Raw genomic sequence first — 3,875 nt, 5'->3', positions numbered from 1 at the left:
GACTTCATCCCGACCGTCGCCAAGCGCGGCGCGGCGATCATCGATGCACGTGGCAGCTCGTCGGCCGCCTCGGCGGCCTCGGCCACGGTGGACGCGGCCCGCGACTGGCTGCTGGGCACCCCGAAGGACAACTGGGTCTCGATGGCCGTCGTCTCCGACGGCTCCTACGGCGTGCCGGAGGGTCTGATCTCGTCGTTCCCGGTGACCACCAAGGGCGGTGACTGGAGCATCGTGCAGGGTCTGGACATCAACGACTTCTCCCGCAGCCGGATCGACAAGTCGACCGCCGAGCTCGCCGACGAGCGCAGCGCGGTCACCGACCTGGGCCTGATCTGAGGCTCCGCGAGCAATTGTCGATTAGGGCTACTAATGAGTAGTCAGTACGCTGGGCGACGTGTCTGAATTGGTTGAATCGATACAGACCCACGCTGAAGAGAGCGCCATCACCGATGCGGAGATCTTCGAGGCGCACTCGGGTGGCAAGCTCTCCGTCGGTCTGACGACTGCGCTGGACACTCAGCGCTCGCTGTCGATCGCCTACACCCCGGGTGTGGCCCAGGTCAGCCGCGCGATCGCCGGCGACCACACGCTGGCCGCCCGCTACACCTGGTCGGGCCGGCTGGTGGCGGTGGTCAGCGACGGCAGCGCGGTCCTCGGTCTCGGCGACATCGGGCCGGCCGCGTCGCTGCCGGTGATGGAGGGCAAGTGCGGGCTGTTCAAGGAGTTCGCCGGGCTGGACGCCATCCCGATCGTGCTCGACACCAAGGATCCCGACGAGATCGTCGAGACGCTGGTGCGGCTGCGCCCGACGTTCGGCGCGGTTAATCTCGAGGACATCTCGGCGCCGCGCTGCTTCGAGATCGAGCGCCGGGTCATCGAGGCGCTGGACTGTCCGGTGATGCACGACGACCAGCACGGCACCGCAATCGTCGTGCTGGCCGCGCTGATGGGTGCCGCAACCGTGCTCAACCGCGACATGACCGCACTGCGCGTCGTGGTCTCCGGTGCCGGGGCAGCGGGTGTTGCATGCGCCAATTTGCTTCAGGCCAAGGGTATTTCGGATATCACCGTGCTCGACTCACAAGGCATTCTGCATCGCGACCGCGCCGAGATGAACGGCGTCAAAGCCGAACTGGCCGCACGCACCAACCCACTGGGGCGCACCGGCGGCATGGTCGAAGCGCTCGAAGGCGCTGACGTGTTCCTCGGGGTCTCCGGCGGCGTCGTCCCCGAGGAGCTGATCGCCACCATGGCGCCCAAGAGCATCGTGTTCGCGTTGTCGAATCCCGACCCGGAAGTCCACCCCGACGCTGCGGCCAAGCATGCCTCGATCGTCGCCACCGGGCGCAGCGATTTCCCCAACCAGATCAACAACGTGCTCGCCTTCCCCGGGGTGTTCCGCGGTGCGCTGGACGCCGGGGCCCGCAAGATCACCGAAGAGATGAAAATGGCTGCGGCCGAAGCAATTTTCTCCATCGCGGTCGATGACTTGGCGAAGGACCGGATCGTTCCGAGCCCGCTTGACCCGCGGGTTGCACCGGCCGTCGCCGCTGCCGTGGCTGCCGCCGCAGATGTCGCGGAGTGACTGCCGGCCGGTGGATCGCGCTGGCGCTGACCGCTGCGCTGGCGACCGCGGGCTGTAGCGAGAACGGTCACCCGGCCGATCTGGTAGTCGGGTCTCGCGCCGGAATCGAATCGACCGTGCTGGCCGACGTCTACACCGGCGCACTGCGGTCCTACGGATTCCCGGCACGCACCGAGCAGGCGCTAAATCCGTTGACCAAGTTGGACTCCGGCGCGTTTGTGGTCGTGCCCAGTCTCACCGGCCGGGTGCTGCAGGCTTTCCAGCCGGGAGCCACCGTCCGGTCCGACGCGCAGGTGTACAAGACGATGGTCGGCGCGCTGCCGGAGGGTATCGCTGCCGGCGACTACACCACCGCGGCCGAGGACAAACCCGCGCTGGCGGTCGCCGAGTCGACGTCGAAGAGTTGGGGCGGTGGCGATCTCAGCGCGCTGACCCGGCATTGCGACGGCTTGGTCGTCGGATCGGTCGCCGGTGCGTCGACGCCCTCGGTGGTCGGAAGCTGTCGTCTACCCGCCGGTCGCGAATTTGCTGACGATGCAAAGCTTTTCGCAGCGGTCAAGGCCGGCGAGGTGACGGCGGCGTGGACCACCACCGCCGATCCCAACGTGCCCGCCGACCTGGTGGTGCTGACCGACGGCAAACCGGCTCTGGTGCAGGCCGAAAACGTGGTGCCGCTGTACCGCCGCAACGAACTGAACGATCGGCAGCTGCTGGCGGTCAACGAAGTGGCCGGCGTGCTGGACACCGCGGCCCTGGTCGACATGCGTCGCCAAGTCGCCGCGGGCGCCGACCCGCAAGTGGTAGCCGACGCCTGGCTGAACGAGCACCCACTCGGTCGCTGAAACGCTAGCGGGACGGCGGCTTCATCCGTCCGACGACGGGGGAGAACAACCGCTGGTAATGCGAACCGGTAACTCGCACAATCAAATCCAGCACCACAGCGTCTTGGCCGACCAGCACCCGCGCTTTGTTCTTGCGAACCCCGTCCAGGATGATCTCGGCCGCGCGGCGGGGGGTGGTGCTGGCCAGTCGCTTGTCGAAGAACGTCGACTGCGCCTGCGCGCTGACCCCTTCGGCGGTGATGCCGTTGCGGGCGATCGCGGTCTTGATACCGCCGGGGTGCACCGACGTCACCTTGACCGGTTCGCGGTTGAGCACCATCTCCTGCCGTAGTGCCTCGGTGAAGCCACGGACGGCGAACTTGGCCGAGTTGTACGCGGCCTGCCCGGGCACCGACATCAGCCCGAAGAGGCTGGAGATGTTGACGACGTGGCCGTCACCGGAGGCGACCAGATGCGGCAGAAATGCCTTGGTGCCGTTGACAACTCCCCAGAAGTCGACGTCCATCACCCGCTCGATGTCCTTGAAGTGGCTGATGTCGACGTCGCCGGTGTAGGCGATACCGGCGTTGTTGTAGATCTGGTTGACCTTGCCGAAGTGGTCTTTGACCTGGTCCGCGTAGAGCTGGAAGGCTTCACGCTCGGTGACGTCGAGCCGGTCGGATTTGACTGGTGCGCCAATGGCTTTCAGCTGTTCTTCGGTCTCCGCCAGCCCCTCGAGGTTGACGTCGCTGATCGCTACCGAGGCGCCGGAGCGGGCCAGTTCGAGGGCCAGTGCCTGGCCGATGCCCGATCCGGCTCCGGTGACTGCCGCGACTTTTCCGGCGAAGCCTTCCATGGACGCTCCTTGCTCGATGTGGTGCCGTCCAGGCTAGCCGGTACCACTGGTACCACGGAGAGCGGGACCATGCCATCGCTTGGCCGCGCGACCCACAAGGCGAGTCTCACCCGTCATATCCGCCTCTGAGGGAGGCGACATCCATTTTTCGTTTTGTGACCGTATGCGATATCACGGCTGGGTTGATATCGCATGTGACCATGATTTCAAAAAGGACTAGGCACCGGCTGTCGGTGCTGCTGTGACTCGTGGTGACTAGCCCTGTTGCCGGCATGCCGAATCCACCGAGCCACGAGCGGGCTGCTGTAACGAAAACGCCGGCAGGCCCGCTTGGTGCGGGCACTGTCGGCGCCTCGGATAGCGTTCAACGCGAACGCAGTTGACGTTGTTGAGCGTTATGCCCAGCTGGAGCCGACGGCGGAGTCCGTCGAGCTCATGTTGTTGCCGGCGGTCTGGACTTTTTGGCCGTGGCTGTTGGCTTGTTCGTAGATCACCTGGAAGTTGCGGCCCAACTGGGTGATGAACTCCTGGCAGGCCACCGAACCCGAGCCGCCCCAGAAGTCACCGGCAGCCAGCACATCGCGCACGATGGCCTGGTGCTCGGCCTCCAAGG

The 3,875-nt window shown here is 66.0% G+C and carries 4 protein-coding genes and 1 pseudogene; 3 read left to right on the top strand and 2 right to left on the bottom strand.

What is annotated here, in order from left to right; all coding sequences use genetic code 11:
- The 3 genes and pseudogenes from WAO18_RS23065 to WAO18_RS23055 all read left to right on the top strand — a co-directional run.
- Positions 1–336, top strand: a pseudogene (locus WAO18_RS23065) (malate dehydrogenase); the annotation flags it as partial.
- 58 nt (positions 337–394) lie between these two features.
- Positions 395–1,585 carry an NAD(P)-dependent malic enzyme gene (locus tag WAO18_RS23060; RefSeq protein WP_422208548.1) on the top strand — a complete coding sequence of 397 codons (1,191 nt, stop codon included), beginning with the start codon at positions 395–397 and terminating at the stop codon, positions 1,583–1,585.
- Positions 1,582–2,427 carry a glycine betaine ABC transporter substrate-binding protein gene (locus tag WAO18_RS23055; protein ID WP_422208547.1) on the top strand — a complete coding sequence of 282 codons (846 nt, stop codon included), beginning with the start codon at positions 1,582–1,584 and terminating at the stop codon, positions 2,425–2,427. Before WAO18_RS23060 ends, WAO18_RS23055 begins: the two co-directional genes overlap by 4 nt.
- 4 nt (positions 2,428–2,431) lie before the next feature.
- Here WAO18_RS23055 and WAO18_RS23050 read toward each other — a convergent pair whose 3' ends face one another.
- Together WAO18_RS23050 and WAO18_RS23045 are read right to left on the bottom strand one after the other, a co-directional pair.
- The gene (locus WAO18_RS23050) at positions 2,432–3,262 is read right to left on the bottom strand and encodes an SDR family NAD(P)-dependent oxidoreductase (RefSeq protein WP_422208546.1); all 831 of its coding nucleotides are present in this window, start codon (positions 3,260–3,262) and stop codon (positions 2,432–2,434) included.
- Positions 3,263–3,657: 395 nt separating this feature from the next.
- Positions 3,658–3,875 (bottom strand): WXG100 family type VII secretion target (locus WAO18_RS23045; RefSeq protein WP_422208540.1); only part of this gene is annotated, 218 nt, incomplete at its 5' end.

The sequence above is a fragment of the Mycobacterium sp. genome, from assembly GCF_049278535.1.
In the GTDB taxonomy this organism is placed as follows: Bacteria; Actinomycetota; Actinomycetes; order Mycobacteriales; family Mycobacteriaceae; genus Mycobacterium.
Note: the sequence above shows the minus strand (reverse complement) of the source record. Positions and strands in the feature narration are given on the sequence as shown.

Excerpts from the sequence above, each read along its gene's own strand:
- WAO18_RS23050 (WP_422208546.1), bottom strand. The coding sequence starts at position 3,262 with ATGGAAGGCTTCGCCGGAAAAGTCGCGGCAGTCACCGGAGCCGGATCG.